General features: G+C 46.7%; 21 protein-coding genes. 16 read left to right on the top strand and 5 right to left on the bottom strand.

Annotated elements, in window-relative coordinates; translation table 11 throughout:
- The first annotated feature begins 15 nt into the window (after positions 1 to 15).
- The 3 genes from RH45_RS21135 to aceA all read left to right on the top strand — a co-directional run bounded on the left by RH45_RS21135 (position 16) and on the right by aceA (position 4606).
- Entirely contained in the window at positions 16 to 921 is a 906-nt protein-coding gene (locus RH45_RS21135) for a hydrogen peroxide-inducible genes activator (RefSeq protein WP_008081285.1), read from the top strand.
- A gap of 601 nt (positions 922 to 1522) precedes the next feature.
- The gene (aceB, locus tag RH45_RS21130; RefSeq protein ID WP_008081282.1) at positions 1523 to 3166 is read left to right on the top strand and encodes a malate synthase A; all 1644 of its coding nucleotides are present in this window, start codon (positions 1523 to 1525) and stop codon (positions 3164 to 3166) included.
- A gap of 126 nt (positions 3167 to 3292) precedes the next feature.
- A complete protein-coding gene (aceA, locus tag RH45_RS21125; protein ID WP_008081281.1) occupies positions 3293 to 4606 on the top strand; it encodes an isocitrate lyase in 1314 nt (437 codons plus the stop codon).
- A gap of 132 nt (positions 4607 to 4738) precedes the next feature.
- Here aceA and RH45_RS21120 read toward each other — a convergent pair whose 3' ends face one another.
- Both RH45_RS21120 and RH45_RS21115 read right to left on the bottom strand, forming a co-directional pair.
- Positions 4739 to 6679 carry a HAMP domain-containing methyl-accepting chemotaxis protein gene (locus tag RH45_RS21120; RefSeq protein ID WP_008081280.1) on the bottom strand — a complete coding sequence of 647 codons (1941 nt, stop codon included), beginning with the start codon at positions 6677 to 6679 and terminating at the stop codon, positions 4739 to 4741.
- Between the two features lie 229 nt (positions 6680 to 6908).
- Positions 6909 to 7379: a CBS domain-containing protein gene (locus tag RH45_RS21115; RefSeq protein ID WP_008081279.1), complete on the bottom strand. Its 471-nt coding sequence runs from the start codon at positions 7377 to 7379 to the stop codon at positions 6909 to 6911.
- Between the two features lie 315 nt (positions 7380 to 7694).
- On the opposite strand from RH45_RS21115, the gene queA reads away from it, so the two are divergent.
- The 10 genes from queA (at position 7695) to RH45_RS21065 (ending at position 18051) form a co-directional block, all read left to right on the top strand.
- Complete coding sequence (gene queA, locus RH45_RS21110; protein ID WP_008081277.1) at positions 7695 to 8747, top strand: tRNA preQ1(34) S-adenosylmethionine ribosyltransferase-isomerase QueA; 1053 nt, start codon at positions 7695 to 7697, stop codon at positions 8745 to 8747.
- A gap of 251 nt (positions 8748 to 8998) precedes the next feature.
- On the top strand, positions 8999 to 10135 hold the full coding sequence (gene tgt / locus RH45_RS21105; RefSeq protein ID WP_008081276.1) for a tRNA guanosine(34) transglycosylase Tgt: 1137 nt from the start codon (positions 8999 to 9001) through the stop codon (positions 10133 to 10135).
- Between the two features lie 174 nt (positions 10136 to 10309).
- Complete coding sequence (yajC, locus tag RH45_RS21100) at positions 10310 to 10639, top strand: preprotein translocase subunit YajC (protein ID WP_004747918.1); 330 nt, start codon at positions 10310 to 10312, stop codon at positions 10637 to 10639.
- 20 nt (positions 10640 to 10659) lie between these two features.
- On the top strand, positions 10660 to 12516 hold the full coding sequence (gene secD / locus RH45_RS21095) for a protein translocase subunit SecD (protein ID WP_071986204.1): 1857 nt from the start codon (positions 10660 to 10662) through the stop codon (positions 12514 to 12516).
- A 14-nt stretch (positions 12517 to 12530) separates the two neighbouring features.
- On the top strand, positions 12531 to 13478 hold the full coding sequence (gene secF, locus RH45_RS21090; RefSeq protein WP_008081274.1) for a protein translocase subunit SecF: 948 nt from the start codon (positions 12531 to 12533) through the stop codon (positions 13476 to 13478).
- Positions 13479 to 13538: 60 nt separating this feature from the next.
- Positions 13539 to 14087, top strand: coding sequence for a hypothetical protein (locus RH45_RS21085; protein ID WP_008081273.1), 549 nt, complete (start codon positions 13539 to 13541; stop codon positions 14085 to 14087).
- Positions 14088 to 14182: 95 nt separating this feature from the next.
- A complete protein-coding gene (locus RH45_RS21080) occupies positions 14183 to 14515 on the top strand; it encodes a DUF1904 domain-containing protein (RefSeq protein ID WP_008081272.1) in 333 nt (110 codons plus the stop codon).
- A 33-nt stretch (positions 14516 to 14548) separates the two neighbouring features.
- On the top strand, positions 14549 to 15403 hold the full coding sequence (mepA, locus tag RH45_RS21075) for a penicillin-insensitive murein endopeptidase (protein WP_008081271.1): 855 nt from the start codon (positions 14549 to 14551) through the stop codon (positions 15401 to 15403).
- A 321-nt stretch (positions 15404 to 15724) separates the two neighbouring features.
- Positions 15725 to 17065: a cytochrome ubiquinol oxidase subunit I gene (locus tag RH45_RS21070; RefSeq protein ID WP_039959034.1), complete on the top strand. Its 1341-nt coding sequence runs from the start codon at positions 15725 to 15727 to the stop codon at positions 17063 to 17065.
- Positions 17059 to 18051 carry a cytochrome d ubiquinol oxidase subunit II gene (locus tag RH45_RS21065; RefSeq protein ID WP_008081268.1) on the top strand — a complete coding sequence of 331 codons (993 nt, stop codon included), beginning with the start codon at positions 17059 to 17061 and terminating at the stop codon, positions 18049 to 18051. The genes RH45_RS21070 and RH45_RS21065 overlap by 7 nt, the downstream gene beginning before the upstream one ends.
- Positions 18052 to 18094: 43 nt before the next feature.
- On the opposite strand, the gene RH45_RS21060 is transcribed toward RH45_RS21065, so the two are convergent.
- The 3 genes from RH45_RS21060 to rdgC form a co-directional block, all read right to left on the bottom strand.
- The gene (locus RH45_RS21060; protein ID WP_008081267.1) at positions 18095 to 18349 is read right to left on the bottom strand and encodes a YfhL family 4Fe-4S dicluster ferredoxin; all 255 of its coding nucleotides are present in this window, start codon (positions 18347 to 18349) and stop codon (positions 18095 to 18097) included.
- Between the two features lie 3 nt (positions 18350 to 18352).
- Positions 18353 to 19750 carry a prephenate-dependent tRNA uridine(34) hydroxylase TrhP gene (gene trhP, locus RH45_RS21055; RefSeq protein WP_008081266.1) on the bottom strand — a complete coding sequence of 466 codons (1398 nt, stop codon included), beginning with the start codon at positions 19748 to 19750 and terminating at the stop codon, positions 18353 to 18355.
- Between the two features lie 159 nt (positions 19751 to 19909).
- Positions 19910 to 20824: a recombination-associated protein RdgC gene (gene rdgC, locus RH45_RS21050; protein WP_008081265.1), complete on the bottom strand. Its 915-nt coding sequence runs from the start codon at positions 20822 to 20824 to the stop codon at positions 19910 to 19912.
- Between the two features lie 208 nt (positions 20825 to 21032).
- Between rdgC and phoB the strand changes: the two genes are divergently transcribed.
- From phoB to RH45_RS21035, 3 genes are read left to right on the top strand one after another with little or no spacing between them, the layout of a single operon-like run.
- On the top strand, positions 21033 to 21722 hold the full coding sequence (phoB, locus tag RH45_RS21045; RefSeq protein WP_004747931.1) for a phosphate regulon transcriptional regulator PhoB: 690 nt from the start codon (positions 21033 to 21035) through the stop codon (positions 21720 to 21722).
- Between the two features lie 31 nt (positions 21723 to 21753).
- Complete coding sequence (phoR, locus tag RH45_RS21040) at positions 21754 to 23052, top strand: phosphate regulon sensor histidine kinase PhoR (RefSeq protein ID WP_008081264.1); 1299 nt, start codon at positions 21754 to 21756, stop codon at positions 23050 to 23052.
- Positions 23052 to 24011: a PstS family phosphate ABC transporter substrate-binding protein gene (locus RH45_RS21035; RefSeq protein ID WP_008081263.1), complete on the top strand. Its 960-nt coding sequence runs from the start codon at positions 23052 to 23054 to the stop codon at positions 24009 to 24011. Before phoR ends, RH45_RS21035 begins: the two co-directional genes overlap by 1 nt.
- Positions 24012 to 24017 lie beyond the last annotated feature (6 nt).

Below are 24017 nucleotides of genomic sequence, written 5' to 3'. Positions count from 1 at the left end.
GTTATAAATAGTTTTATGAATAAATGGCCCAGTCTTAAACAGTTACACTACCTCATTACTTTGCACGAAACGCGACACTTTAGTGAAGCAGCAGAAAAGTGCTTTGTGAGTCAATCCACCCTGAGTAAAGGTATTCAAAACCTAGAAGAGCTGATCGGGTGTCCTCTTTATGAAAAGAAGGACAAGAAAAGCCCACTGGTTTTCACCCAAGCTGGAGAGATGGTGGTTCAGAGTGGTCGTGAGTTATTAGCCAAAGGCCAAGACTTGGTTGAGTTAGGTCGGTTGTGTCAAGGTGACGAAATGGAGGGGCAGCTACGGGTTGGCTGTATCCCGACGATTGCGCCTTTTTTATTGTGTGATTTAGTTCAAGAGGTTAACCAACGTTTCCCGTTGCTGAACCTTTTACTCCGCGAAGACACGACAACCAATTTGCTGGACGCATTACGTCATGGTGAGTTGGATGTGCTCATCCTTGCGCTGCCTGTCGATATCGATGGCATGGACAGCTGCATTGTGGGGAATGACCCTTTTCGGATGATCATCAGCCAAAACCAGGCGGATGCGATACAAACCCCAATCAAATATGCCGACTTGCCTGACGAGTTTGTTTTCTTATTAGAGAAAGAGCACTGTTTAACGGAACATGCAGTGTCAGCTTGCCAATTGACAGCAAAAGAGAAGATCAACCCGTTTTCAGCTACCAGCTTGCATACTTTGGTGCAGATGGTGGCTAATGGTATGGGGACGACCTTTATTCCTCAAATGGCGATTGATCATGGCTTGATCGATAACCAGAATTTAGTCGTGATTGATGCGCCAGGGCAGCAGGCACACCGTCATATTGGCTTAGTTTGGCGTCCAAGTTCATCTCGAGTGAGTACTTTTAATCAATTAGCTGAAGTCGTGTCAGAGCTGCTTTAGCGATAAGTATTAGCCAGTAAAGCTCAATTCTCTTCAAAAAGCGCACTGTTAATCGTGCGCTTTTTAGCATTTTATCCTGTCGGTAAACTTTAACTTGTAAAATTTCACAGCATATTTTTGATGAAGCTTTCATTAAATTGTGAAATTTCACAATGTGAATTTTACAGATAAAAAAATACCACCTGTTTGATGTTGATGTTGCATATCATCAATTCTCCTTGCTGCTAAAGGCTTCCCTCTACTTTTACCCAAATCAAACGTGCGTTTGAAACGATTTTACACCCCTAATTTTACTGTAATTAAATTACGTAACTAGTTACATCTTGAGGGGTGCAATCAATTACTTGAAGTGTTCGGAATAAAACTTTGAATTTAACGTTTTGTTTACTTTAGTACTTTTACTCTAGCGCTTATTGTTATAGCTTAAATGCAGGCCCAGTAAGACTTATGTCTAGATTGCAAACCGAAGCAAGCTTGGCGAAAGTAGAGCCAGAAGACAGAACAAGTTGGTCGCGAACAATGATTCATAAGGAAGTTGCTTTGTTGTTTGATAGTTACAAATGTAACTTATGGCCAAATAAGCTTTGAAAGGAATTTAACTATGCTTGCCAATACACCAGATAGAGAAAAAACAACAGAAGCCCAAGAAACCTTTCTAACCGAAGGCATGCTTGATGTGACTGGTACCCTTTCACCAGACCATCAGGCGATTTTCCCTGTTGAAGCCCAAACCTTTTTATCTCTGCTGTGTGACAAGTTCGCTAATCAGGTTGATGAGTTGCTCGCCGCTCGAGAAGAGAAGCAAGCACGCATTGATGATGGTGAGCTGCCGGACTTTCTTGAGGATACGCAAGATATCAGAGAAGGAAGTTGGAAGATCCAGGGAATTCCACAAGATCTGCAAGATCGCCGAGTTGAAATTACCGGGCCTACGGACCGAAAAATGGTAATCAACGCATTGAATGCTAACGTGAAAGTATTCATGGCTGATTTTGAAGACTCTTTGGCTCCCGCCTGGGACAAGGTGTTGGACGGTCAAATTAATTTGCGTGATGCAGTTAATGGGACCATTAACTACACCAACCCGGCGAATGGTAAGCACTATGCGCTGGATGACAACCCAGCTGTTTTGATCTGCCGTGTGCGTGGGCTACATCTAAAAGAAAAACACGTTACCTTTAACGGTCAGATCATCCCCGGGGCGCTGTTTGACTTCGCGCTTTACTTTTACAACAACCACAAAGCGTTGTTGAAAAAAGGCAGCGGCCCTTACTTTTACATTCCTAAGTTGCAGTCTCACAAAGAGGCGCAGTGGTGGAGCCAAGTCTTCCACTTTACCGAGGATTATTTCGGTTTGGACACAGGCACCATTAAAGCAACGGTATTGATTGAAACCCTTCCCGCTGTGTTCGAGATGGATGAGATCTTATTCTCACTTAAAGAGCATATCGTTGGTTTGAACTGTGGCCGTTGGGACTACATCTTCAGTTATATAAAAACGTTGAAAAAACACCCAGATCGCGTATTGCCGGATCGTCAGGTGGTGACTATGGACAAGCCGTTCCTAAATGCATACTCGCGTTTACTTGTTCGTACCTGTCACAAACGTGGAGCTTTTGCTATGGGAGGAATGGCCGCCTTTATCCCAGCTAAAGACCCGCAAACTAATCAGCAAGTATTGGACAAGGTCTACAACGACAAGTCTTTAGAAGCGAGCAACGGTCACGACGGTACTTGGGTCGCTCACCCTGGCCTTGCCGATACGGCGTTAGTGGTGTTTGACCAAGCGTTGGGTGAGCGTACTAACCAGCTGAATGTTTCTCGTCAACAAGACGCGCCGGTGGCGGCAGAAGATCTACTTGCTCCGTGCGAGGGCGATATTACTGAACATGGTATGCGCCATAACATTCGCGTCGCTTTGCAGTACATCGAAGCATGGATCTCCGGTAACGGTTGTGTCCCTATCTATGGCTTGATGGAAGATGCCGCGACCGCTGAAATCTCCCGCGCTTCGATTTGGCAATGGATTCAACATGGAAAATCATTGGATAACGGCCAGACCGTGACAAAAGCCTTGTTCGAACAATATCTAAGTGAAGAAATTAACGTCGTCAAACAGGAAATCGGTGAGGAGCGCTATCAAGCGGGCCGCTTTGAAGAAGCCGCTAAGTTGATGGCGAAACTGACCACCAGTGACGAGCTGACCAATTTCTTAACCATTCCAGGTTACGACTATCTGGACTAAACAAATTAGTAAAACCAAACCAATAACGTGAATGTTCTGCGGCGGAGATGGATGTACCGCCAAAGGAAAAAAAACCACAGCGCCGACCACCAAATAAGAAGCGCTCATCAATAGAGGGATAGACCGATGACTAACTTAACTCGCCGCCAACAAATTGAAGCTCTAGAAAAAGATTGGGCAACTAACCCACGCTGGAAAAATGTAAAACGCCCATACACGGCTGAAGAAGTCGTTGAACTACGAGGCTCTATGGTACCTGCAAATACCATCGCCCAACGTGGTGCCGACAAGCTGTGGTCACTAGTCAACGGGGACGCTAAGAAAGGCTACGTAAACTGTCTTGGTGCTCTAACGGGTGGTCAGGCTGTACAACAAGCGAAAGCGGGTATCGAAGCGATTTACCTATCAGGCTGGCAGGTAGCGGCAGATAACAACACAGCATCAACCATGTACCCTGACCAATCTCTGTACCCAGTGGATTCGGTTCCATCAGTAGTGAAACGTATCAATAACTCATTCCGCCGTGCAGACCAAATCCAATGGTCAAACGGCAAGTCTCCAGCAGATGAAGGCGGTATTGATTACTTCCTACCTATCGTCGCGGATGCAGAAGCGGGCTTTGGTGGTGTACTTAACGCTTACGAACTGATGAAGTCGATGATTGATGCGGGCGCAGCCGGTGTTCACTTCGAAGACCAATTAGCGTCAGTGAAGAAGTGTGGTCACATGGGCGGTAAAGTTCTTGTTCCTACTCAAGAAGCGGTGCAAAAACTGGTTGCTGCTCGTCTCGCGGCAGACGTTTCAGGTACCACAACTCTTGTTATCGCACGTACTGATGCGAACGCTGCAGACCTAATCACTTCAGACTGCGATCCATACGATGCAGACTTCATTCAAGGTGAGCGTACTCAAGAAGGTTTCTACCGTGTGCGTGCTGGCATCGACCAAGCAATCGCTCGCGGCCTAGCGTACGCGCCTTACGCAGACCTAATCTGGTGTGAAACGGCAACTCCGTGTCTGGAAGAAGCGCGTAAGTTTGCTGAAGCCATTCATGCTGAGTACCCAGACCAATTGCTTGCATACAACTGTTCTCCTTCATTCAACTGGGAGAAGAATCTGGACGCAGAGACCATTGCTAAGTTCCAACAAGAGCTGTCTGACATGGGCTACAAGTACCAGTTCATCACTCTAGCGGGTATCCATAACATGTGGTTCAACATGTTTGAACTGGCGCATGATTATGCGAAGGGTGAGGGTATGCGTCACTACGTTGAGAAAGTACAACGCCCAGAGTTCCAAGCTGCTGAGAAAGGTTACACCTTCGTAGCGCACCAGCAAGAGGTAGGTACGGGTTACTTCGATAAGATGACCAATACGATTCAAGGTGGTAACTCATCGGTAACGGCTCTAACCGGTTCAACTGAAGAGGACCAATTTTAATCCCTTAGCCATTTAGTACCGCTCAAGAGAGTGAAGAGTCAGGCATTCACTCTCTTGATTTTTAGGTACAGATATTCTGTTTAGGCATAAACTTTGACATGTTTTGAGCGGCGCAGGCCGCTCTTTTTTTGTCTAGAGTTTAAAGAAGCCCAACAAATCCTTCTGTTTGACTGCCAAGTTAGACAGTTCATCACTGGCATGTTTGCTGTCTTGAATACCGGAGACGTTCTTGTTCACCAAATCAAAGGTGTGCGATACGTTCTCGGAAATATCATGCGTCACTCCTGACTGCTCTTCTGAAGCGGTAGCCACTTGGGTGTTCATATCTGAAATCATTGATACAGACTGAGTGATCGAGGCAAACGCCGAACGAAGTTGCTCACTGTAGTTACGTGAATCTTCCGCTAAGGCTAGATTGGACTGCATGTATTCATTGGCATCTTTTGCTTGCGCTTGTAGGCGAGAAATAATGTCTTGAATATCCACTGTCGATTGCTGAGTTTTTGCTGCAAGTGAACGAACTTCATCAGCAACCACTGCAAACCCACGCCCTTGTTCACCGGCTCGCGCGGCTTCGATTGCCGCATTCAGAGCAAGTAAGTTAGTCTGCTCTGAAATCGAGTTGATAACTTCCACAACGGTACCAATTTCGACTGAGTATTCTTGCAATTGATTGACGATTTTCGATGTTTCCTCAATCGAGTTGTCGACTTTGCTCGATACCTCATCTGAAGCATCAAGGATTCGACCCCCTTCCACCACATTGTTGGTTGCATCGCTAGCGGCGCTTTCTGCGTTGGCTGCGTTTTGGCTGACTTCAGCCGCAGTGCTCGAAAGCTCGTTGATTGCGGTAGCAATTTGTTCGACTTGGCTGAGTTCTTGCTGAGCGTTGTTTTCCGTCTCTACCATGATGCCATTCAGCGACATTGAAGAAGAGGAAACATTGTCAGAGATCTGGTGGAAGCCATCGATGATTCGGCGCAGCTCGGTACGCATCTGTAAGATATTGGCGTAGATGCCGGTTTCTTTGCCTGTAGTTTGGATTTGAGTCGATAAATCACCTGAGGCGACTTCTGCCACAATGGCTTGAATATCGCTTGGCTCACCACCCACCACTTTAAGTACATTGCGATAGATAGCCACCGCAATACCCAATGCCATAACAATGACCACGGCAGACAGTACCATCAAGACGGCTTGTGCACTGGAGAAACGATCCACCATTTCTGGGCCCAACGCATCTTGAGTATCTTTTGTGGCCAGTTTGATCTCTTCGATGGTTTTGGCTGCGGAAGCGCCCATGACATCTAACGTATTGGCAATGGTACTGTTACGTTCATTGATGGTATCAACGACCTGATCAAAGGTTTGTCGGTACTGAACAAATGCCTGACTAAACTCGCGTAAATAGTTAATTTGTTCATTTGACATCAGTTGATCTTCTACCGTCGCAGCAAGCGTATCCACCAGGGCGAACTCCTTCTTCGCTCGCTCAGCGTCTTTTTGTTCGTTACTGGTTAGGAATTTAGACGCATAGAGTCGAGAAAGTAGCAGGTGCTGTTGCAAAGTCCCGGCACTGACTGCCACGTCTAGGTCGTCCTCAGCATTTGCTTGGTTCATTATGTTCGTCACTGACTGGCGCATATTGAGGCCGGCGGGGTCGAGTTGATTACTCACCAACTGATTGCGCTGATTGACAAGTTGAATCACCTTGTTAAAGCCACGTTGGTACTCAGCCAATTGCTTTTCAATGGTAATAAATTCGTTTTTGTGCAAGTCGTCGATATGGGAGTCGAGGACCTCCTCGATTAAAGCGATCGAGGTTTCAATTCGCTTGTTGAGCTCAGCGATATTGGCCACATCGTGGCTGTTGATGTATTTGAGTGCCGCTAAGCGCGCTTCAAGGATGTTGGCTTGAATACGGCCTGTTGAAACACTGGTTAGTGCGAGTGCTCGGTAGGTATTAAACCCATTGCTTGATTGGTAAAAACGCAGCGAAGCAACAATCGAGATGATTAATATTAGGCCTAGGATTACTCCAAACCCCAAGGTTAATAGTTTTTTAAGGCTCATACCTATGTTCCTGTCTGTCTGTATAAATGATTGTTATGAGACGGAACTGACGTGTTGATATTATTTTTATAATTGTTAGTAAATTATAATTAAATTATGACACTTGTGGGATAGTAAATTAGTTTAATTTGGCACAAGTCTAAATGAAGGTGTGCTGCTTTCAGATGAGAAGCGAAGATAAGCACTAAGATGTAAGTCTTCCTAGCGCTTATCCTTGAAGTGTAGAGACTCAATTGATCTCTTGTGGCTCGACGGTCTCGGTCTCGATCTCTTCCGGCTCAACTTCTTCTTGAAGTTCGAGTAAGTTAATGGCAATCGCAACAAAATCGCTGTCGGTAATAATGCCGACCAGCTGGCCTTTTTCGACCACAGGCAAACATCCCACCTTATGTTTTTGCATGTAGATGGCGCTTTCTTTTAATCCCGCTTGTGGGGCGACCGACATAATGCTGGTTTTCATCACTTCAAAGAGCGGAGTATTGAGCGTGTAGGATTGATTTTCTGGAAGTTTCTGTAGGCTGGATTCTTGAGCGGCAAGGACATCACGTTGAGAGACGACGCCGAGTAGCTTTCTATCTGCATCGATAATAGGCACGTGGCGAATATCCAAAGCCTCCATTAAATGTTTGGCGTCGGCGAGGTTATGAGAGCGAAGAAGCGTGTGCGGATTTCGCGTCATCATGTCTTCTACCTTAATCATGGCTGCCTCCTGATTATTATTCTTGGCTCTTTAAATATAGTGACTTTCTTACTCTGAGTTTGAGAGCTAAACGCGTTTTTGCTGCTATAACTGCGACTTTTTTGCGGTAAATCAACTGGTGAGGATTACCAGACAATTTAGTGAAGGATTGATGGTAAATTTGTGCAAATGATTACAATAATTCACATCTCTTTTCTTGATATTGCTCCCATGCGCAATATACTAGTCGGCTGCGAAAAACTCGTCGTCTGTTTGTGACAGAATCAGCTCGGCTTTCATCACGATAAAAGAAACCACGACAAAAGATTTAGTAACATGCAAGTATCAGATTTCCATTTTGATTTACCGGATGAGCTTATTGCTCGTTACCCTCAACCTGAACGTACTGCTAGCCGTCTACTGCAAATGGATGGCAACACGGGGGAACTCGTTGATGGCACGTTTACCGATGTGCTGGACCAAGTACAGCCGGGTGATCTGGTGGTTTTCAATAATACTCGCGTGATTCCAGCGCGTATGTTTGGCCGTAAAGAGTCAGGCGGTAAGCTTGAGGTGCTGGTTGAACGAGTTCTCGATGAGAAGAGCATCCTCGCGCACGTTCGCTGCTCTAAATCACCGAAGCCGGGGTCGACGATTTTTATTGGCGAAAACGACGAATATTCAGCGGAAATGGTCGCGCGTCATGATGCACTGTTCGAGCTGAAGTTTAACGCTGAACAGAATGTGTTGGCGGTACTGGAAGAGATTGGTCACATGCCTCTTCCTCCTTATATTGACCGTCCAGATGAAGACTCAGACAAAGAGCGCTACCAAACGGTTTACAATGAAAAGCCGGGTGCAGTTGCAGCACCGACAGCGGGCCTTCATTTTGATGAGCCTTTGCTTGAGAAGATCAAAGCGAAAGGGGCAGAGTTTGCTTATGTCACTTTGCACGTTGGTGCAGGGACATTCCAGCCGGTTAAAGTCGACAATATTAATGAGCACCACATGCACGCTGAGTACGTTGAAGTACCGCAAGAAGTGGTGGATGCTATTCAAGCGACGAAAGCGCGTGGAGGCCGTATCATTGCGGTAGGTACAACGTCTGTGCGCTCTCTAGAAAGTGCGGCGCAAGATGCGATCAAAAAAGGTACCGAACTCGTGCCTTTCTTCGGCGATACCGAGATCTTCATCTTCCCTGGTTACGAATATCAGTTAGTTGATTGTTTGATCACTAACTTCCACCTGCCAGAATCGACACTGATCATGCTAGTCAGTGCATTCGCAGGCTATGAAAATACGATGAACGCTTACAAACACGCTGTAGAGAATAAGTACCGCTTCTTCTCATATGGTGATTCGATGTTCATCAAGAAAAAAACGGACTAGCTGTATCTTACGCTTCAATAGCTGCGTCAAAAGTGCTCACTTACATTCGTAAGCTCCGCGCTTTTTCCTTGCTCTTAAAGCGTAATATTTTGCTAGTAAGCTTTTTTAAAATTTACTGTTTACGAGTGCTAGCAGTACGCTAGGAAGCAGAATAATCGGTTATTTTGCATCTCGCACGGAAGGCGACCGCTCCTACAATGGGATAATCCCGAAAATATCGTCAGACTGTTTCTCTGACAACCGGAGGCTTCGTGAAGTTAAAATTCGATCTTAAGAAAAAAGACGGTGTTGCACGTCGTGGTCAACTGACCTTCGAACGTGGCACAGTTCAAACACCAGCATTTATGCCAGTGGGTACCTACGGCACGGTTAAAGGTATGACGCCTGAAGAAGTAAAAGGCACGGGTGCTGAAATACTGCTAGGTAACACTTTCCACCTATGGCTACGCCCAGGTCAAGAAATCATGAAAATGCATGGTGACCTGCACGATTTTATGAACTGGCACGGTCCTATTCTTACTGATTCAGGCGGTTTCCAAGTATTCAGCCTTGGTAAGATGCGCACCATCACTGAGGAAGGGGTACATTTCCGCAACCCAGTAAACGGTGACAAGATCTTCATGGACGCTGAGAAGTCGATGGAAATCCAGAAAGACCTAGGTTCAGATATCGTAATGATCTTTGACGAGTGTACGCCATACCCAGCGACGCACGATGAAGCGAAGAAGTCGATGGAAATGTCACTACGTTGGGCACAGCGTTCTCGTGATCACTTCGATAAACTAGAAAACCCGAACAACCTATTTGGTATCGTTCAAGGCGGTGTGTACGAAGATCTGCGTGATGTGTCTGTAAAAGGCCTAACTGACATTGGTTTTGATGGTTACGCGGTTGGTGGCCTAGCCGTTGGTGAGCCGAAAGAAGACATGCACCGTATTCTTGAGCACACATGTCCACAATTGCCGGAAGATAAGCCTCGTTACCTAATGGGTGTCGGCAAACCAGAAGACTTGGTTGAAGGTGTTCGTCGCGGCATCGATATGTTCGACTGTGTAATGCCAACGCGAAATGCGCGAAATGGCCACCTGTTTGTGACGGGGGGTGTGATCAAGATCCGTAATGCGAAACACAAAACGGATACAACACCACTGGATCCGCATTGTGACTGTTACACTTGTCAAAATTACTCTAAGTCGTACCTTCACCACTTAGAGCGTTGTAACGAAATTCTAGGTGCGCGCTTAAATACAATCCATAACCTGCGTTACTACCAACGCCTAATGGAAAGCATTCGTAGCGCAATTGATGAAGATCGTTTCGATGAGTTCGTGAAAGAGTTCTATGAGCGTCGTGGCCGTGAAGTGCCGCCGCTATCAAAAGAGCAATAATTGACACGATATAAAGATTCAAAGCCTTTGGCATTTTGCCAGAGGCTTTTGCTAATAAAGTAGGCAGACGCAAGCTATTTTTGAGAGAGCGATCTCTATTAGTCACTCTCGGACTTGAAACTAAATTGCGAAAGCCCAACTTGGACATTAATAAAAATACTAGAGGATGTTTTAATGTTTATTTCTCAAGCTCACGCAGCAGCAGAAGGCGCACCAGCAGGCGGCGGTTTTGAAATGCTAATCATGTTAGGTATGTTCGCGGTGATCTTCTACTTCATGATCTACCGTCCACAAGCTAAGCGTGTTAAAGAGCACAAGAGTCTTATGAGCTCTATGGGTAAGGGTGATGAAGTTCTAACCAGCGGTGGCCTAGTGGGTAAAATCACGAAAATCGCAGAAGACAACGACTACATCTCTATCGAGCTGAACACAAATAATGAAGTTGTTATCAAGAAAGACTTCGTTACTGCAGTGCTACCAAAAGGTACGCTAAAGTCTCTATAAACAGCTAAAGGATCTCCGCTGTGCTAAACCGATACCCTTTATGGAAGTATCTGATGGTGATGTTTACCATTGCTATCGCGGCATTGTACGCACTTCCAAATATTTACGGTGAAGATCCGGCAATTCAAGTTACAGGGGCGCGTGGCGCCTCTGTTGATATGTCAACGCTGGATTCTGTAACCCAAGCTCTTGATGAACAGGGCTTATCTCATAAATCCATTGCTCTAGAAAATGGATCCATTCTCGTACGTTTCTCTGACACTGATACGCAAATCAGTGCGCGTGACGTAATCAACGAAGCGCTTGGCAAAGACAAAATTGTTGCTCTTAACCTCGCTCCAGCAACACCGGATTGGCTTGAGTCAATCGGCGCCGCACCGATGAAACTAGGTCTCGACCTACGTGGTGGTGTTCACTTCTTGATGGAAGTGGATATGGATGCTGCGATGGAAAAGCTCGTTGGTCAGCAAGAAGAAGCGTTCCGTAGCGAGCTGCGTGAAGCAAAAATTCGTTACCGTGCTATCCGTCCTTCCGGCAAGGAAGGGGTAGAGGTGTTGCTGCGTAATGCTGAGCAGCTGGCGGAAGCGGAAGCTCTGCTAAAGCAAAACCATCCGGACATGATCTTTGTTGATTCAGACTCTAATGGTCGCTTTGCACTGACAGCAACCTTTACTGAGCAACGCCTAACTGAAATTCGCAACTACGCCGTTGAGCAAAACATCACCATCCTACGTAATCGTGTAAACGAACTGGGTGTGGCTGAGCCGTTGGTTCAACGTCAAGGTGCTAGTCGCATTGTGGTTGAACTGCCAGGTGTTCAAGATACAGCTCGCGCGAAAGAAATTTTAGGTGCGACGGCAACGCTTGAGTTCCGTGAAGTTGATGCAAGTGCTGACTTAGCGGCAGCCGCTAATGGCCGTGCACCAGCAGGCAGCGAAATTAAGCAAGATCGTGACGGTCGCCCTGTCGTTCTTAAGAAGCGCGTGATTCTTGGTGGTCAAAGCATCACAGATGCAAGCTCAAGTGTCGATGAATATGGTCGTCCGCAAGTTAACATCTCACTTGATAGTGAAGGTGGTAACAAGATGTCTGCATTCTCGAAGAAAAACATTGGCAAGCTGATGGCTACCGTGTTCGCTGAGTATAAAGACAGTGGCCGTCGTACACCTGAAGGCAAAGTCATTCTATCTAAGCACGAAGAAGTGATTAACCAAGCAACGATTCAATCTGCGCTAGGTCGTAACTTCCGTATTACTGGTATCGACTCTGCCGCTGAAGCTCATAACCTCGCGCTACTATTGCGTGCAGGTGCTCTGATCGCGCCTATTTCTATCGTAGAAGAGCGTACGATTGGTCCTTCTATGGGTCAGCAGAATATCGACATGGGTATTCAAGCGTGTATCTGGGGTATGGTCGCAGTAATGCTATTTACTCTGCTTTACTACCGTAAGTTTGGCTTTATTGCCAACATGGCGCTGATGGCAAACTTAGTCCTGATTATCGGTGTGATGTCGATGATTCCAGGCGCGACGATGACGCTCCCTGGTATCGCTGGTATCGTTCTAACGGTCGGTATGGCAGTCGATGCCAACGTTCTTATCTTTGAGCGGATTCGTGAAGAGCTGCGCGAAGGGCGTAACCCTCAGCAAGCGATTCACCAAGGTTATGCGAACGCCTTCAGTACTATTGCTGATGCCAACATCACCACATTGATTACCGCAATCATTCTGTTTGCTGTGGGTACAGGCGCAATCAAAGGTTTCGCGGTAACGCTGTCTATCGGTATCCTTACTTCAATGTTTACAGCTATTGTCGGTACACGTTGTGTCGTGAACCTGATGTATGGCGGTAAGCGAATCAACAAACTGTCGATCTAAGGCTAGGAATTAGTATGTTTCAGATTCTAAAAGCAGAAAAAACGATCGACTTTATGCGTTGGTCGAAGCTGGCATTCGTGTTCTCAATTTTGATGATTGGTGCTTCTATCTTTACTCTATCAACCAAGTGGTTGAACTGGGGTCTAGATTTTACCGGTGGTACCTTGATCGAAGTGGGCTTCGAACAGCCAGCAAACCTAGAAGAAATTCGTGGTGCACTTGAAGCCAAAGGCTTTGGTGATGCAACAGTGCAAAACTTCGGTAGCGCGCGCGATGTTATGGTACGTCTTCGTCCTCGCGATGATGTTGCTGGTGAGACTTTGGGTAACCAGATTCTTTCTGCAATCAAAGATGGCACGGGTGAAAGCGTTGAAATGCGTCGTATCGAGTTTGTCGGCCCTAATGTTGGTGATGAGCTGACTGAGGCGGGTGGTCTTGCGATTCTGGTTTCACTCATCTGTATTTTGATTTACGTTTCGGTACGATTTGAGTGGCGTTTGGCTGCGGGTGCGGTATTGGCACTGGCACACGACGTGATCATCACTCTTGGCGTATTCTCGTTAATGCAGATTGAGGTTGACCTGACTATTGTGGCGGCATTGCTGACGGTGGTTGGTTACTCGCTCAACGATACCATTGTTGTATTCGACCGTATCCGAGAAAACTTCCGTAAGATGCGTAAAGGTGAACCCGCTGACATCATGAACAGCTCAATTACACAAACATTGAGCCGTACTTTGATTACCTCTGGTACGACCTTGTTCGTAGTTATCGCCCTGTTTACTCAAGGCGGTGCGTTGATTCACGGCTTTGCTACCGCACTTCTACTGGGTATTACGGTAGGTACGTACTCTTCAATCTATGTTGCCTCGGCACTGGCATTGAAACTAGGTATTACCAAAGAACACCTAATGCCACCTCAAGTAGAAAAAGAGGGTGCAGAGTTCGACGAGATGCCATAAGGCATACATGAACAGAAAAGCCGCTGACTTGTCAGCGGCTTTGTTTTTTATGGAGACTCTATGCGTATTGTTCGGCTGTATTGCATATTACTCATTGCGACTTTCCAGGCTCAGGCAGGGTTAAATTCATTAGCGAGTTTGAGCCAAGAACAGTTACGCCAACAGGTGGAGGGCAGTGATTGGTATGCTTGTGGGGAACGTGAGCTACGTTATTGTTTAGATGAGTTCGGCTACTATCGCCTATCCTTCTATGCCGAATTGGTCATAACCGCAGATACGGTTAACTTAACTTTATTGGCGCCTTATTCGGCTCATCAGCTTAGCGAGGTTCAACTCAATTTACGTAGAGACGGCTTTCAATTGGATCGAATTTCTATCGCTAATGAGAGCTTTAATGTCACTGAAGCTCTACGACTGGCTAAATCGACCAAGCAGCGTAATCAGGTCGATAAGGCGCTGATTCAGTTTCTCAATCGTTTCCCCCAAGAGGCCGTTCGTGAAATGGATTGGACTCATACCAAGTGGCAGGCCATTTTGCACAGCGATGGAGAGATGATGACGTTAACGCTGCGCCCTAATCTTGAGCGCCTGAACGACGAGATAGATTAATCATTATCCACAAACCTCTCGTAAAAGAGTGTCTATCGAGACAATGGGCAAGAACTTGGTATGATGGCCAAACAAATAATAAAAGGAAGCAAATGATGCCACATTTACGTTTTCGTGCTGTAGAGCCACAAACTGTGCAAACTCTGTCTAAGTCTCTTATCGATGAACTGCAACCGCATATGGACTGCCCTCGAGAGGACTTTACCTTCGAATATATCTACACGACGTTTTATCATGAAGGTGAAGTGAGTCAAGCGTATCCATTTGTCGAAGTGTTGTGGTTTGATCGCGGCCAAGAAACACAAGATGCTGTTGCTGGCATTATTACTCGCCAAGTCCGTGGGATGATCGGTGAAGATGTGGATGTCGCGGTTATTTTCAATGCGCTTGAGGCGAAAGGGTATTACGACAACGGCGAACATTACTAGCGCCAGCGAAAGGAAAGCAAGAAGGAGCTCAATATGTTCAACTTAGGTCATTCGATGCGAGCTTGGGCTCTGACAGGTCTTTTATTTACTCCGTTTCTTAATGCCAGCCCTTGGGAGCAAAAATCAGCGCCTTCACAGCATGCGCCCGATGCGATCGGCAGCTACGCCAATGGCTGTTTGACTGGCGCAGCATCGTTGCCATTAGATGGACAAGGCTATCAAGTACTGCGAAGTCAACGTGAGCGCTATTATGGCCATCCTGATGCGGTCAGTTTTGTTGAGCGGTTAGCCAACCTTGCTCAGCAACAATTGGCGACTCATATTCTTATCGGCGACATGTCCTTACCTCAAGGTGGGCGTTTTTCTTCAGGCCACTCAAGTCATCAAACTGGGTTGGATATCGATATCTGGCTGAAGCTAGCGGACGACAAACTGTCTGCTCAGCAGTTGTCTCAACCTGAACCTTTGAGCATGGTGAACTTGCAACAATACCGATTGCTGAAGAGTAACTGGGATCATCGCCATTTCGAGCTGGTTAAAATGGCGGCCCAAGATCAACAGGTCGCACGTATTTTTGTGCATCCAGTGATTAAAGAAAAGTTATGCGCCACAGAGGGGCAGGGTGATCGCCAATGGCTACGTAAAGTACGACCGTGGTGGGGGCATCATTATCACATGCATGTAAGACTGAAATGCCCGCAAGGCAGCAGTTCCTGTCAACCTCAAGCAGCTCCTCCTGCTGGCGATGGTTGCGGTGCGGAATTAGCGAGTTGGAAGCCACAACCAAAACCTGCGGCACCAAAAGCGGCCACGAGCAAGCCCAAAAAGAAAAAGCCCAAAGCGCTTCCAAGCCAGTGCGTAAAGTTGTTAGAAATTAAAGACAGCTAGCATCGCGATACCCATACCTTTTATCTGGTTTTTTGTAATTTTATTTCACATATTGCGAAGCCAGAATCAGGTATTGCCGAAAAGTCATTTTTTATCTTTTAATGGTTACATTTCCTTTCTTATCGTCACTTTTTGCCACTATTTGCGGGCTTTTGAGATAATTTAGTCCACTCCTTTCCTTCCTCTACTTGATATAAATCATTGTCAGAGATCGGCCGTTTGACGGTTTTTCTCTTTAAATGAATCCAAATCGTGGTCTTTTGCGTAATTAAATTACATTTAAGCGCTCGAAAGAGCACGACGAGTCTTTGAGGAACCAAGATGTTCGATACCCTCATGCTGTCTCGAATCCAATTCGCAGCAAATATCAGTTTTCATATTCTTTTTCCCACCATCACTATTGCTTTAGCCTGGATGTTGGTGTTCTTTAAGTGGCGTTACAAGCGTACTCAGGCTCCAGTATGGCTGGATGTTTACTATTTTTGGGTCAAAATATTTGCCCTGACTTTCGCGCTTGGTGTGGTATCTGGTATCACCATGAGTTTCCAGTTCGGTACTAACTGGCCCGGATTTATGGAAAGAGTTGGCAATGTTGCAGGGCCATTGCTTGGCTATGAAGTGATGACGGCTTTCTTTATGGAGGCGACTTTCCTTGGGGTAATGTTGTTTGGTCGTGGCCGAGTGCCAGATTGGTTTCATACTCTAGCGACTGTGCTGGTTGCGATTGGAACCAGCATGTCGGCATTTTGGATATTGGTGCTCAATAGTTGGATGCACACGCCAAGTGGTTATGAAGTGATTGATGGCATTGTGCATGTCACCAGTTGGAAAGAAGTGATCCTCAATCCTTCGTTGCCTTACCGCTTTGCCCATACTTTGCTGGCCTCTGCGTTAACAGCAAGTTTCCTAATTGCCGGTATTTCGGCTTATCAAGTGATCAAGCAGCCGAATCATCGCGCGGCCAAGTTAGGCTTAAAAGTATCGCTGCTTGCCGCGGCAGGGTTTATTCCGCTGCAGATTTTAGTTGGTGACTTGCATGGCTTGAACACACTAGAACATCAGCCCGCTAAGATTGCGGCAATGGAAGGTGTGTGGGAAACCGAGCAAGGTGCGCCCTTATTATTGTTTGCGATGCCGAACGAAGAGACTCGCAGTAATGATTTAGCCATCGGAATTCCTAAGTTAGCAAGCTTAATCCTGACCCATGATCTAGAGGGAGAAATTCAAGGTTTAAACGAATTCGCGCCTGATCACCCACCAGTAAAACCGCTGTTTTTTGGCTTTAGAATCATGGTCGGTGTGGGTGTATTGATGTTATTGGTCAGCTGGTATGGCGCCGTGAAGGTGGCGCGCAAAAAAGCGTTGCCTAAACCTTACCTCTATATTGTGTTGGCGATGACTTTCTCTGGTTGGGCTGCGACATTAGCTGGTTGGTATGTGACGGAAATTGGTCGCCAGCCTTGGCTTGTGAGTGGGGTATTACGTACCTCAGAGGCGGTCACAACGGTTGCGAGCAGTAGTGTGATGATTTCCTTGTTGATGTATTTAGCTATCTATGCCGCTTTGCTGGTGGCTTATATCCACACTCTGTTTTATTTAGCACGTAAAGACGTGACTGCCCATCAAGTTTCTTTAACCCAACAAGAGGCGTCTTCATGTTAGACCACCTACCTGAAATTTATCTGCTGCTGCTTGGCTTCTCGGTCTTTATGTACGCTGTGCTCGATGGTTATGATTTGGGCGTGGGGATTCTGCTGCCAAGCGACAGTGAAGCCCAGCGCGATAGAATGATTGCCTCGATCGGACCATTTTGGGATGCCAATGAAACTTGGTTGGTCCTTGCGGTTGGTATTTTGCTGATTGCTTTTCCAACCGCGCACAGTGTGATTCTCACTGAGCTCTATCTACCCACTGCGATTATGCTGATTGCGTTAATCATGCGCGGTGTTGCTTTCGACTTTCGTGCTAAAGCGAACGCCGACCACAAACCGCGTTGGGATTGGTGTTTCCGTATTGGATCGTTAGTCACGGCACTGACTCAAGGCTATATGGTCGGTCGTTACATTATGGGCTTTGAACAAAGCACAGAAGCATTGGGATTTGCGTGGTTAAGCGCATTGTGTGTCACAGCGGCCTATGTCTACATCGGCGGTGCGTGGTTGGTGCTCAAAACGGAAGGGGAATTACAGATCCGATCGGCTCGTTGGTCGAGACGTGCGGGTTGGCTTGCTGCGATAGGAATTTTAGTGGTGAGTGTTGTCAATCCAGTGGTGAGTGAACAAGTCGCTTTGCGCTGGTTTAGCTTCCCTGAGATCTTATTGCTTGCCCCTATTCCTTTGGTTGTGTTGGCGACTATATTCTTAGTGGATCGCTACTTACGCCAAGTTCCTATGGTTAATGATCTTGGCGTACGTTGGCCTTTCTTTGGTGTCACACTGATTTTCGCCCTGAGTTTCTTGGGCTTGGCGTACAGTTTTTTCCCTGAAGTGGTCCCGGGAATCATGACAGCTCAAGACGCGGCGTCTTCGCCAGCAACCTTGATGATTGTGGGTTATGGCGTGATGGTTGTTATGCCAATGATCTTACTTTATACCTTTGCGGTGTATCGAATATTTAAGGGAAAGGCGACAGAGCTAAGTTATAAATAATCGGGCAGAAATAAAAACGCCGCTCAGTGAGCGGCGTTTCTAATTAAGCTAAACCTTGAATGATGACGAACTTTTCGAGGAGCTCTTCATCAGTCTCGACGTGGTTTGGATCTGTGATGATACATTTCGTAATCGGACACACAGACTGACACGTTGGCTTATCGTAGTGACCTTTACACTCAGTGCAGAGATCGGGATCGATCTCAAAGATAGTGTCACCCATGGTAATCGCGCCATTTGGGCACTCAGGGTCACACATATCGCAGTTAATGCACTTATCGGTGATCAGTAACGCCATGGCTTATTTACCTGTCGGGTTACGAGTATCCTGACCTGAGTTTAGGTTACGCATTAATAGGCCGTATTCTAGATCCATATCTTCTGGAACTGGAATGAATACGAAGTGGCCGTTTCCTTTTGCGTCCTCGATTTGCTGTGACTTACGGTTTTCCATTGCTTCAAGGGTGAAGATAACGTTGCCTTTTGGCGTCATAAGCTCAAGGCTGTCACCGACAACGAATTTGTTTTTCACTTCAACTTCAGCCAGATCACCACGACGTTTGCCCGTGAATTCACCAACAAACTGTTGAGCGTCAGAAACGGAGTAACCGTAATCGTAGTTTTGATAAGCATCGTGCGTGTGACGACGTAGGAAACCTTCTGTGTAGCCACGGTGAGCTAGGCTTTCTAGCGTGGTCATTAGGCTCTCATCGAATGGTTTACCTGCAACCGCATCATCAATCGCTTTACGGTAGACCTGAGCGGTACGAGCACAGTAGTAGAAAGACTTAGTACGGCCTTCAATCTTGAGTGAGTGAACCCCCATCTTCGTCAGGCGCTCAACGTGTTGGATTGCACGCAAGTCTTTTGAGTTCATGATGTAAGTGCCGTGCTCATCTTCATACGCCGCCATCTTCTCTTCTGGGCGGTGTGCTTCAGAGAGTAGAACTACTTCATCAGTTGGCTTACCACGACCGATTGTCGTTTCAGGACGCTCGTCTTGAACTTCAACTGCTTGCGCTTGTGCTGGGTCGAACTTCTCAACGATGTCGCCAGTGTCGTTTTCTTTGCCTTCTTCAACCTTGTATTCCCAACGACATGCATTGGTACATGTACCTTGGTTAGGGTCACGTTTGTTGATGTAGCCAGACAGTAGGCAACGACCAGAGTAAGCCATACATAGAGCACCGTGCACGAACACTTCGAGTTCGGTCTCAGGACAGTGCTCGCGAATTTCTTCGATCTCTTCCAGAGAAAGCTCACGAGAAACAATCACACGCTCAACACCGTTTGCTGCCCAGAACTTCACGGTTGCCCAGTTAACTGCGTTCGCCTGTACAGACAGGTGAATTGGCATTTCAGGGAAGGCTTCGCGAACCATCATGATTAGACCTGGGTCAGACATGATCAGTGCGTCTGGGCCCATTTCAACCACAGGTTTAAGATCGCGGATGAAGGTTTTTAGCTTAGAGTTGTGCGGTTGGATGTTACAAACCACGTAAAGCTTTTTGCCAAGGGCATGGGCTTCATCGATACCGATTTTTAGGTTTTCGTGGTTGAACTCGTTGTTACGTACGCGAAGGCTGTAACGAGGTTGGCCTGCGTATACCGCGTCTGCGCCGTAGGCAAATGCGTAACGCATGTTTTTAAGGCTACCTGCAGGTGACAGTAGCTCTGGTACGAATGCTTTCTCAGTCATGTGTAATTCTCTTAATCTGATCTCAAGTCAGGCCGATTCCACCTCGTGGGATCGGGGGCGCAAATTTTACGCCAAAATGTGACTTGTGACTAGGAAAAAGTCCATAACTAAGGTGAGGGAATTGAAAAAGGTGCTCGGACAGTCCGAGCACCAAAGAGATTAAGCGTTAGGGTGAGGTAAGCCACCTAGGCATTCGTATAGATTAGGTAAGAATGCGCTTAGCTCACCACACAACAAAGAGAAATCCGCGTCAAAGCGCGCTGCTTGGTCTTCACGTGGGATATCGTCGTTCTGGTCTTTAAGTTCATCAGAAAACTTGAGTCGCTTGATACTGCCGTCTTCGGCTAAGATGAACTCGATACGCTCTTGCCACCATAATGCCAGTTTAGTCACAACTTTATCAGCATCAATATGGCTGCGGATCTCGTCAGCGGTCAGCTCTTGCTTCTTACAGCGAATCACACCGCCTTCTTCTAGCACTGATTTAAGCTCAGCTTCGTCAAGCATTTGAATGCCAACCGGCGTCTCACCCGTTTTCACCCATTCAGTAAGGGTTGTTTCGACTGCTTTTTCTGGGATAGCAGGAACCACAGGCAGGCTGCCCATCGTCTTACGTAGTAGTGCTAAAACATCTTCCGCTTTTTTGAAGCTGCTCGCATCAACCAAAATGAATCCTTCTTTTGGCAGGATCAGTACGTAGGTATGGCTGCTACGGCTAAAGGCACGAGGCAGTAAGTCCATCACGATGTCGTCTTTAAGGTTGTCTTTCTCTTTCTTTTTCAGAGGACGGCCTTCCTGCGCTTCCATCGCTTCAACTTTGGCGTTCAAAGAGTCTTTGATAACCGAAGCGGGTAACATTTTCTCTTCTTTCTTTGCACAAATAAGGATACGGTTTTCAGATACATGCGTCATCATATCGCCGTGTTTACCCATTGCCGTTACCCAGCCAAATTTCTGCTTATCTTGGCTACCACACGGGGTAAAACGAAACTCAGCCAATTGTTTTTCTAGCTGATCTGCATTGAACTCGATATCACGGTTAAAACGATATACCAGACAGTTTTTAAACCACATACTCTTTCTCTATACCTGAAGTTAAGGCGCCAATGATAAAGACTTTTGTCCCTTTTGTCTTACTGCAAACGCGCAATAGTGGGATGAAAGTTATATGAAAATTTGTTTTCAAAGGTCACAAAAGTGTCATAATTGCTAGTGATAATGCTTAGCGTTGCAAAGGGTACAATTCTCCCTAAAAACTTAACTAACATAAGGTTATTCAATTATGTCTAGAAGGATTCTGGTTGTTGAAGACGAAGCGCCAATTCGCGAAATGCTCTGCTTTGTACTTGAACAGAAAGGTTATCAAGCGGTGGAAGCAGAAGACTACGACAGCGCGGTAACTAAACTGGCTGAACCCTTCCCAGATCTAGTGTTACTAGATTGGATGCTACCTGGTGGCAGTGGTATCAACTTTATCAAGCATATGAAGCGTGAAGAGCTGACTCGCAATATTCCGGTTGTGATGCTGACGGCTCGTGGCGAGGAAGAAGATAAAGTGCGCGGCCTTGAAGTCGGTGCTGACGACTACATTACCAAACCCTTCTCGCCAAAAGAGTTGGTAGCACGCTTGAAAGCGGTCATTCGCCGTGTAACACCAACTGCGCTAGAAGATGTAATTGATGTGCAAGGCTTGAAACTGGACCCTGTATCGCATCGCGTGACAGCAAATGATGAAGCGTTGGATATGGGACCGACTGAGTTTAAGATGCTGCACTTCTTTATGACGCACCAAGAGCGCGTATACAGTCGTGAGCAACTACTGAATAACGTGTGGGGCACCAATGTTTACGTTGAAGACCGCACGGTCGATGTGCACATTCGTCGCTTACGTAAAGCACTGGAAGCGGCTGGACACGACAAACTTATTCAAACGGTGCGTGGCGCAGGCTACCGTTTCTCAACCAAAGCATAATTGAGAGACGTAAAATAATACGGAGTATTAGGTGGTAGAGCGGTTAACTTGGAAAAAGCTAGCCTGGGAGCTGGCTTTTTTTTACACCCCTTGGGTGATTGTCGGGTGGATTTTCGGTTACATGCCGTGGTTGTTATTGGCAGCCACGGTTTTGCAGCTTGTATGGCATCTGCACAATCAAATGCGTTTGTCGGCATGGTTATGGGATGAAAAGCGCTTAACTCCGCCATCCGGTACTGGTAACTGGGAATCCCTGTTTAACGGCATCTACCGCTTGCAACAACGTCAACGTAAAAAGCGCAAAGAGTTAACCAACCTCATCCGCCGTTTCCGTAACGGTGCGGAATCCTTACCCGATGCGGTGGTGGTGTTTCGCGGTGAAGGCAATATTGTCTGGTGTAACCGCCTTGCCCAGCATCTGTTAGGTTTTAAGTGGCCTGATGATTCTGGTCAACCTATTTCCAACCTGATTCGCACGCCGGATTTTATTAAATACCTCAATAAACAAGACTTCTCTGAGCCACTAGAAATGCGCTCGCCACTCAATGTTGAGCGCATGTTAGAACTGCGTATTGTGCCGTACACTGAAGGCGAACACTTGATGGTTGTGCGTGATGTGACTCAGCTTAAGCAGTTGGAAGGTATGCGTCGTAATTTCTTTGCCAACGTTTCCCATGAGCTTAGAACGCCAATGACGGTGCTGCAGGGGTATCTTGAGATGACTGAAGACCCCGATATGGTGGTCGGCCCTATGTGGACCAAAGCGCATGGGGTGATGACAGAGCAACTTAACCGAATGAACAGTTTGGTTAATCAGTTGCTGACATTATCTAAGATTGAAGCGGCTCCAATGCACGAATTGGATGAAGTGGTTAATGTTCCCGCGATGCTAGAAGTTCTGGAAAAAGAGGCGGCCAGTTTGAGTGGCGATGATGGCCACAAGCTGCACTTTGATGTTGATTCAAGCTTGCGAGTGTTTGCCGATGAAGATCAGATGCGTAGTGCGATCTCTAACTTGGTGTATAACGCCGTAAAATATACGCCACCAGGTGCCGAGATTTATGTTCGTTGGTATCAGACGGCTCAAGGTGCCAGCCTTGAGGTGGAAGATAAGGGAGACGGTATAGAACCACAGCATTTACACCGGCTAACGGAACGATTTTATCGCGTTGATAAAGCGCGTTCCCGTGATACGGGGGGGAGCGGGCTAGGTTTAGCGATTGTGAAACATGCGCTGAGCCACCATGACGCCCACTTGGAAATTCAAAGTGAAGTTGGCGTCGGGAGTAAATTCTCATTCATATTACCACCGCGTTTGGTAGTAAACTGATGAAGTTAGCACTCACTGCGCTTTTTACCTCTTCTTTGCTGAGCCTATCAACATGGGCGACGACACTTGCTGACTACAATAAGGTAGGGGGCATTACGGGTACGCTAACCAGTGTTGGTTCAGACACCTTAGCCGGAATGACAACCTTGTGGGTAGAGGAGTTTAAACAGCTTTACCCAAGCGTGACCGGCCAAGTTCAAGCCTCAGGCTCTTCTACCGCCCCTCCCGCACTGACTGAGCGTACGGCGCAGTTCGGCCCAATGAGCCGACCAATGCGCAATCGAGAGATAGAAGCGTTTGAGCGTGAGCATGGTTACAAACCGACAGAGCTGCGCGTGGCGATTGATGCGATTGGCATTTTCGTACATCGTGACAATCCAGTAAAAGGCCTTAATTTCACTCAGCTAGACAGTATCTTCTCTGCCACATTACGTTGTGGGGGCTTAGACCCTATCGAAACTTGGTCTGAACTGGGGCTGGATTACCAATGGGCAAAGCGAAGTATTCAATTGTTTGGTCGTAACTCTGTTTCGGGGACTTATGGCTATTTCAAGAACAATGCCTTGTGTGGTGGGGATTTCAAAAACAGTGTCAATGAGCAGCCAGGGTCTGCATCCGTTGTGCAGTCGGTGGCTTCTGCGATCAACACCATAGGTTATTCTGGTGTTGGTTATAAAGTGTCGGGAGTTAAGTTGCTACCCATTGCTGAATATGGTCAAGACTATGTCCAGCCGAGCCAAGAGAATATCTTATCAGGTAAGTACCCACTATCACGCTATCTCTATGTCTACGTGAATAAGCACCCATCCAAGCCGCTATCACCGATTGAGCGCGAGTTCATTCGTTTTATCTATTCTGCGCAAGGTCAAGCCCTGGTTGAAAAAGACGGCTATATTCCTATCTCAGCTCAACTTGCCAAGCGCGAGTTGGCAAAGGTTGGCATTCACACTGACGACTAGCGATGC

Source organism: Vibrio sinaloensis DSM 21326, assembly GCF_000189275.1.
Taxonomy (GTDB): Bacteria; Pseudomonadota; Gammaproteobacteria; order Enterobacterales; family Vibrionaceae; genus Vibrio; species Vibrio sinaloensis.
The sequence above is the reverse complement of the archived record's forward strand: the minus strand, read 5'-3'. Positions and strand labels throughout refer to the sequence as shown.

What these genes read in the sequence shown, in the direction of transcription:
- aceB (WP_008081282.1), top strand. Translation starts at nt 1,523, where the DNA reads ATGCTTGCCAATACACCAGATAGAGAAAAAACAACAGAAGCCCAAGAA.
- aceA (WP_008081281.1), top strand. Translation starts at nt 3,293, where the DNA reads ATGACTAACTTAACTCGCCGCCAACAAATTGAAGCTCTAGAAAAAGAT.
- RH45_RS21115 (WP_008081279.1), bottom strand. Translation starts at nt 7,379, where the DNA reads ATGATTAAGGTAGAAGACATGATGACGCGAAATCCGCACACGCTTCTT.
- secF (WP_008081274.1), top strand. Translation starts at nt 12,531, where the DNA reads ATGTTTCAGATTCTAAAAGCAGAAAAAACGATCGACTTTATGCGTTGG.
- RH45_RS21035 (WP_008081263.1), top strand. Translation starts at nt 23,052, where the DNA reads ATGAAGTTAGCACTCACTGCGCTTTTTACCTCTTCTTTGCTGAGCCTA.
- RH45_RS21065 (WP_008081268.1), top strand. Translation starts at nt 17,059, where the DNA reads ATGTTAGACCACCTACCTGAAATTTATCTGCTGCTGCTTGGCTTCTCG.
- RH45_RS21080 (WP_008081272.1), top strand. Translation starts at nt 14,183, where the DNA reads ATGCCACATTTACGTTTTCGTGCTGTAGAGCCACAAACTGTGCAAACT.
- RH45_RS21135 (WP_008081285.1), top strand. Translation starts at nt 16, where the DNA reads ATGAATAAATGGCCCAGTCTTAAACAGTTACACTACCTCATTACTTTG.
- phoB (WP_004747931.1), top strand. Translation starts at nt 21,033, where the DNA reads ATGTCTAGAAGGATTCTGGTTGTTGAAGACGAAGCGCCAATTCGCGAA.
- RH45_RS21120 (WP_008081280.1), bottom strand. Translation starts at nt 6,679, where the DNA reads ATGAGCCTTAAAAAACTATTAACCTTGGGGTTTGGAGTAATCCTAGGC.
- queA (WP_008081277.1), top strand. Translation starts at nt 7,695, where the DNA reads ATGCAAGTATCAGATTTCCATTTTGATTTACCGGATGAGCTTATTGCT.
- RH45_RS21060 (WP_008081267.1), bottom strand. Translation starts at nt 18,349, where the DNA reads ATGGCGTTACTGATCACCGATAAGTGCATTAACTGCGATATGTGTGAC.
- rdgC (WP_008081265.1), bottom strand. Translation starts at nt 20,824, where the DNA reads ATGTGGTTTAAAAACTGTCTGGTATATCGTTTTAACCGTGATATCGAG.
- RH45_RS21070 (WP_039959034.1), top strand. Translation starts at nt 15,725, where the DNA reads ATGTTCGATACCCTCATGCTGTCTCGAATCCAATTCGCAGCAAATATC.
- mepA (WP_008081271.1), top strand. Translation starts at nt 14,549, where the DNA reads ATGTTCAACTTAGGTCATTCGATGCGAGCTTGGGCTCTGACAGGTCTT.
- trhP (WP_008081266.1), bottom strand. Translation starts at nt 19,750, where the DNA reads ATGACTGAGAAAGCATTCGTACCAGAGCTACTGTCACCTGCAGGTAGC.
- RH45_RS21085 (WP_008081273.1), top strand. Translation starts at nt 13,539, where the DNA reads ATGCGTATTGTTCGGCTGTATTGCATATTACTCATTGCGACTTTCCAG.
- yajC (WP_004747918.1), top strand. Translation starts at nt 10,310, where the DNA reads ATGTTTATTTCTCAAGCTCACGCAGCAGCAGAAGGCGCACCAGCAGGC.